Raw genomic sequence first — 5,212 nt, forward strand, 5'->3', positions numbered from 1 at the left:
GCGCCGCGCTGCCGGGATGGGTCGGGGTCGGTGCGCCGGCGACCGCCGGTGCGCTCGCGTCGTCGCGCCGACTGGCCGAGCAGGCGGCGCACATCGGCTCCCAGGAGGACCGGCGGGTGGCGCGCATCGAGGACTTCGACGGGATGTCGCTGCTGCTGGCACCGGGCGGCGATGTCGGCGCCGAAGTCCTGGTACGGCGGCTGGTGCATCCCCTCCTGCGGGTCGAGCGGGACCGGAGGATCCCGCTGGTCGAGTCGCTGCGGGAGTTCCTCGACCACAACGGATCGTGGGGTGAGGCGTCGGCGGCGCTGGGCGTGCACCGCCACACTCTGCGGGCCCGGATGGACGCCGTGGAGCGGGTGCTGGGCCGTAGCCTCGACTCGTCCTACCTGCGCCTCGAACTCTCCCTGGCGCTCCGGGCTCACTCGCTCGCCAGCGACTCCAGCTGAACCGGCGCCGCGCCCGTCCGGGACGGGGCGGGCTTGAGCGCGCCGACGGCCAGGAAGACCACCAGGCTCGCGAGCCCGCCGTACATCACCGGCTCGTTGGCGTACAGGCCGTCGACCACCATGAACAGCACACAGCCCGCGGCTCCCGCGATCATCGACGCGACGGCGGCGGTACGGGAGGCGCGCGGCCAGAACAGCGCGCCCAGAGCCGGTACGAACAGCGCGGCGGCCAGCAGGTCGGCGGCGACCGTGACCGTGCCGACGACGCTGCCGGAGGCGAACGAGACCATGAGCGCGGCCACGCAGACCACGGCGAGCGCGACCCGGTTGGCGCGCACCGAGGCGGCGCGCTCGCCGCGCAGCGGCCGGTACACGTCGTTGGTCAGCACGGTCGACGCCCCGATCAGCAGGCCGCTCGCGCACGACATCGTGGCCGCCAGGGCCGCGGCGATGACCAGCCCGAATATGCCCACCGGGAGCACCTTGCGGGCCAGCTCGGCGTACGCGTTGTCGGGGTTGGCCAGCGTCGGCAGGATCACCCGCGCGGCGGTGCCGATGAGCGCGCCGGCCAGGCCGTACAGCGCGCAGTAGACGCCGGAGGCGACGCAGCCGTAGAAGGCGACCTTCTCGCTCCGCGCGGTGAACAGCCGCTGCCAGTTGCCCTGGTCGATCATGAAGCCGAAGAAGAAGAGCAGGAAGTAGGCCAGGATCGTGCCGACCCCGATGCCGATCGGCGAGAAGAACGAGTGGGGGAGCCGGGCCTGCATGTGGCCGAGTCCGCCCGCCCGGTGGATCGACAGCGGCAGCAGGATCACGAAGATGCCGGCCGTCTTGATGACGAACTGGATGACGTCGGTGAGGGTGATCGACCACATCCCGCCGGCGACGCTGTAGAGGGTGATCACCGCCCAGCCGGCCATCGCCGCCACCGTCGGGGACAGGCCGAAGACGACGTTGAGCACCGTGCCGATGGCCACGATCTGGCTCACGCCGACCATGAGCGAGTAGAAGACGACGATCACCGACGCGAGGTGGCGCGCGGAGATCCCGAACCGCCGCCCGATCAGGTCCGGGACCGTGTAGATGCCGTTCCGCAGCAGCTTCTTCGACAGCAGCAGCCCGATCGCGGTGATGCCGCACGCCAGCGCCAGCACCAGGGCCATGCCGGAGACCCCGTACTGGTAGCCCAGGCTCACGCCGCCGACCGTGGAGGCGCCGCCCAGCACGACCGTGCTCATCGCGCTCGTGTACATGAAGGGGCCGAGCCGGCGGCCGGCGACGGTGAAGTCCTCGGCGTCGCGGCTGCGGCGCATGCCCGCGTACCCGGCGCCGAGCATGACCATGAAATACAGGGCGATGACCAGCTTGTCCGTCATGGGGACCTCTCAGAGACAGTACGGGACGTCATTCGGCGATCCGGCCATGGATGACGTGGTGGGCGATCAGGTAGGCGGCGAGGTTGGCGGTCTGGTCCCGTACGTCGGTGAGCGGGTTGACCTCGGTCAGCACCAGGGCGTCCATGCGCGGGGCGAGCGACCGCACCGCCTCCAGCGCCTGGTGGGAGGTGAGCCCGCCCGGCTCGTGCGCTCCGGCGCCCGGTGCGTGCGCCGGGTCGATCGTGTCGATGTCGAAGGCCAGCAGCACCCGGTCGGCGCCGGAGACGTGCTCCAGCACGTCCACGGCCACCGCCGCGGCGCCCCGCCGGTGCACCTCGGCCGCGGGGATGTTGCGCAGCCCGCGGCTCTCGCGGAACCGCAGCGAGGAGGGGAAGTTGAAGTGCCGCGCGCCGATCTGGACCGACCGGGCCACCTCCACGCCGGGCAGCTCGCAGGAGCGCCGCATCCCCGAGGAGTGGCTGTACCGGCCCTGATGTTCGTTCTCGTCGAGCAGGTCGAGGTGCGCGTCGAAGTGGACGATCGCCACCGTCCCGTCCGTCGCCTCGGCCAGGCCGCGCGCCGCCGGGTACAGCAGGGAGTCGTCGCCGCCCAGCAGGATGGGGGACCGGCCCGCCCGTACGGAGCCGGCGACCGCCTCGGAGGCCGACGCCAGGGTCGCCTCCAGGTCATGGCCGATGACGTGCACGTCGCCCCGGTCCTCCAGCAGGTCGTACGGGAACGGGTGGACCGCCGCGTGGTCGAGGCAGTACACCTCGCCGTTCTCCCGGCGCTGCAGGATCCATTCCATCGCCTGCCGTACGCGCGCCGGCGCGTACCTGCTTCCCGGCCAGCCGAGCGTCGAGCCGCCGTCGAACGGGGCGCCGAGCAGGTCGTATCGGCGAGGTGGGCGTGAGGCGGACAGCGGCATCGGGGGCTCCAGGCGGACCGGTCGGTGACGTGATTCGAAGATTCCGACACTGTCGGGCACGATCGCGCCGCCCGCACCGGCCCGGATGTCCAGCGGCATCCCGTCTCACTGGACACCTCGTCCAGTGAGGCGTCCGCTGGAAGGCCTCCGGAAAATGTGGATTTTTAGCGAGACTCAGGTACACGATATTAGGCGCGATAAAACTTACCTACGAGCGGATTAATCGGCTTTGTCGTCACGGGGAGTGAAGGTCGCGCCGGAGGAACGTCTGTGCAGGTGAGGGGCAAGTAATTCAGCTTGAAAGCCTTCATAACAGACACTTAGCATTACGAATTGATCACGCGTCGAGTGGCAGCGGTGTTGCCGGTCGGTATCTGGATACCACTTGGTCGTGGCCCCGTGATCGGGGTTATGGGAAGTCACGATTTAGGGGGAAATTCAGTGCTCAAGAAGCTCACCGCAACAGGGATCCTGGCAGGGGCGGCCACGGGCGTCATCCTGCTCGGCGGTCCCGCTCACGCGGACCGTCTTGCTGCCAGCCCGAACGCCGGCTATTCGTACCCGGCCGCCTGCTACGTCACCACGCCCGGCTACGTCCCGCCGGCCTGGTGCTCCACCTACCTGCCGGCGCCGGTGCAGGTCTACCCGCCGACCACGTACTACCCGCCCGTCACGTACGGGCCCGGCTACGGCTGGGGCGGCGGGTGGCACCACGGCGGGTGGCACCGCTGGCACCGCTGAGGCGCGCGCCCGGAACCTGACCGGCTTCCGGCGTGACACCCGTGGCCCGTCCGCGTCATCGCGGGCGGGCCACGGCCGTTCCGCCGCCCCCGGACGGCGGTCCGGTTGCCATTCGGAGTTTCCTCCGCTTAGGGTGGTCACTGCGGAGGAGTCTCCGGTTACGAGCGGCGCGACGGCACGTCGCGCCGCCGAGAACAGGATGTGAATGACCACCATCGCCCCCGTCCGCGCCGGTCATGGTGAGGACGCGGCATACCCCGACGGCCGGAGGAGCGTGGCGTGCTCTCGGGAGACGCCGACGGCGCTCCGCCCCCCAGGAGACTGACTGAATGACTTCCACCAGGTCCACGGCGATCTCGCTTCGTGTCAACGGCGAGACGCACTCCCTCACGGTCGACAACCGCACCACCCTGCTCGACGCCCTGCGGGAGCGGCTCGACCTCACCGGTACCAAGAAAGGCTGCGACCAGGGCCAGTGCGGCGCCTGCACGGTGCTGCTCGACGGCCGGCGGGTCAACTCCTGCCTGCAGCTCGCGGTCGCCGCCGAGGGACGCGAGGTGACCACCGTCGAAGGCGTGGCCGACGGCGAGCGACTGCACCCGGTCCAGCAGGCCTTCCTCGACCTCGACGGCTACCAGTGCGGCTACTGCACGTCCGGCCAGATCTGCTCGGCGGTCGCGGTGATCGAGGAGCTCGCCCGGGAGTGGCCGAGCGCCGCCACCGAGGACGTACGGCGGCCGCCCGCGGTCAGCGAAGAGGAGATCCGCGAACGCATGAGCGGCAACCTCTGCCGCTGCGGCGCGTACGTCAACATCGTCCGCGCCGTGACCCAGGCCGCGAAGAACGAGAACGAGCAGGTGACCGCATGAGGGAGTTCGACTACCGGCGCGCCACCGACGCGCACGAGGCGGTCGCGCTGCTCTCCGGCGAGCCCGAGGCGCGTTTCCTCGGCGGCGGCACCAACCTCGTCGACCTGATGAAGACCGGCGTGGAGAACCTCGCGCTGCTGGTCGACGTGCACGCCCTCCCGCTGGACCGGATCGAGGTCGCCGACGACGGCGCGCTGACGATCGGCGCGACGATGACCAACAGCGACCTCGCCGCCCATCCCGAGGTCAGGAACCGCTACCCGGCGCTCGCCGAGGCGCTCCTCGCCGGCGCGTCCGGGCAGCTGCGCAACATGGCCACGGTCGGCGGCAACCTGCTCCAGCGCACCCGCTGCGGCTACTTCACCGACCTCAGCCGGCCCTGCGGCAAGCGCGAGCCCGGCAGCGGCTGCTCGGCGCTGGACGGCGAGAACCACAACCACGCCATCCTCGGGTGGTCCGAGCACTGCGTGGCCACGAACCCCTCGGACATGGCCGTCGCACTCGCCGCCTTCGACGCCGTCGTCCGCGTCCTCTCGGCGGACGGGTCCGCCGAGATCCCGCTCGCGGAGTTCTACCTGCCGGTCGGCGACACGCCGCACCGCGAGACCGCGCTGCCGGACGGCGCGCTGATCACCGGTGTGACGCTGCCGGCCGCCCCGGTGGCCGCGCGGTCCCGCTACCGCAAGGTGCGCGAACGCGCCTCCTACGCCTTCGCCAACGGCTCGATCGCCGCCGCCCTGCACGTCGAGGACGGCACCGTACGGGACGTGCGCCTCGCCTTCGGCGCGGTCGCGTTCCGGCCCTGGCGCGCACGGGAGGCCGAGCGGGCCCTGATCGGCGGCCCGGCCA

Annotated in this window: 6 protein-coding genes; 4 read left to right on the top strand and 2 right to left on the bottom strand. The window is 71.2% G+C overall.

What is annotated here, in order from left to right:
- Window positions 1-449, top strand: a 449-nt coding sequence (locus ACFFNX_RS41430) for a PucR family transcriptional regulator (RefSeq protein ID WP_378211662.1), incomplete at its 5' end; no start/stop codon positions are given.
- Here ACFFNX_RS41430 and ACFFNX_RS41435 read toward each other — a convergent pair.
- Window positions 422-1,825, bottom strand: coding sequence for a sodium:solute symporter family transporter (locus ACFFNX_RS41435; RefSeq protein WP_378211664.1), 1,404 nt, complete (start codon window positions 1,823-1,825; stop codon window positions 422-424). The two genes, ACFFNX_RS41430 and ACFFNX_RS41435, sit on opposite strands and share 28 nt — an antisense overlap.
- A gap of 28 nt (window positions 1,826-1,853) precedes the next feature.
- Window positions 1,854-2,852, bottom strand: a complete 999-nt coding sequence (locus ACFFNX_RS41440) for an agmatinase family protein (protein ID WP_378211665.1) — start codon at window positions 2,850-2,852, stop codon at window positions 1,854-1,856.
- Window positions 2,853-3,194: 342 nt separating this feature from the next.
- Here ACFFNX_RS41440 and ACFFNX_RS41445 point away from each other — a divergent pair, with 342 nt between their 5' ends.
- The 3 genes from ACFFNX_RS41445 to ACFFNX_RS41455 form a co-directional block, all read left to right on the top strand.
- Window positions 3,195-3,494 carry a hypothetical protein gene (locus tag ACFFNX_RS41445; protein ID WP_378211666.1) on the top strand — a complete coding sequence of 100 codons (300 nt, stop codon included), beginning with the start codon at window positions 3,195-3,197 and terminating at the stop codon, window positions 3,492-3,494.
- A gap of 329 nt (window positions 3,495-3,823) precedes the next feature.
- A complete protein-coding gene (locus tag ACFFNX_RS41450) occupies window positions 3,824-4,363 on the top strand; it encodes a (2Fe-2S)-binding protein (RefSeq protein ID WP_378211667.1) in 540 nt (179 codons plus the stop codon).
- Window positions 4,360-5,212 (top strand): FAD binding domain-containing protein (locus tag ACFFNX_RS41455; protein WP_378211669.1); only part of this gene is annotated, 853 nt, incomplete at its 3' end. The genes ACFFNX_RS41450 and ACFFNX_RS41455, both read left to right, overlap by 4 nt.

It is taken from the genome of Actinoallomurus acaciae, assembly GCF_042429965.1.
Taxonomy (GTDB): Bacteria; Actinomycetota; Actinomycetes; order Streptosporangiales; family Streptosporangiaceae; genus Actinoallomurus; species Actinoallomurus acaciae.

What these genes read in the sequence shown, in the direction of transcription:
- ACFFNX_RS41435 (WP_378211664.1), bottom strand. Translation starts at nt 1,825, where the DNA reads ATGACGGACAAGCTGGTCATCGCCCTGTATTTCATGGTCATGCTCGGC.
- ACFFNX_RS41440 (WP_378211665.1), bottom strand. Translation starts at nt 2,852, where the DNA reads ATGCCGCTGGACATCCGGGCCGGTGCGGGCGGCGCGATCGTGCCCGAC.
- ACFFNX_RS41450 (WP_378211667.1), top strand. Translation starts at nt 3,824, where the DNA reads ATGACTTCCACCAGGTCCACGGCGATCTCGCTTCGTGTCAACGGCGAG.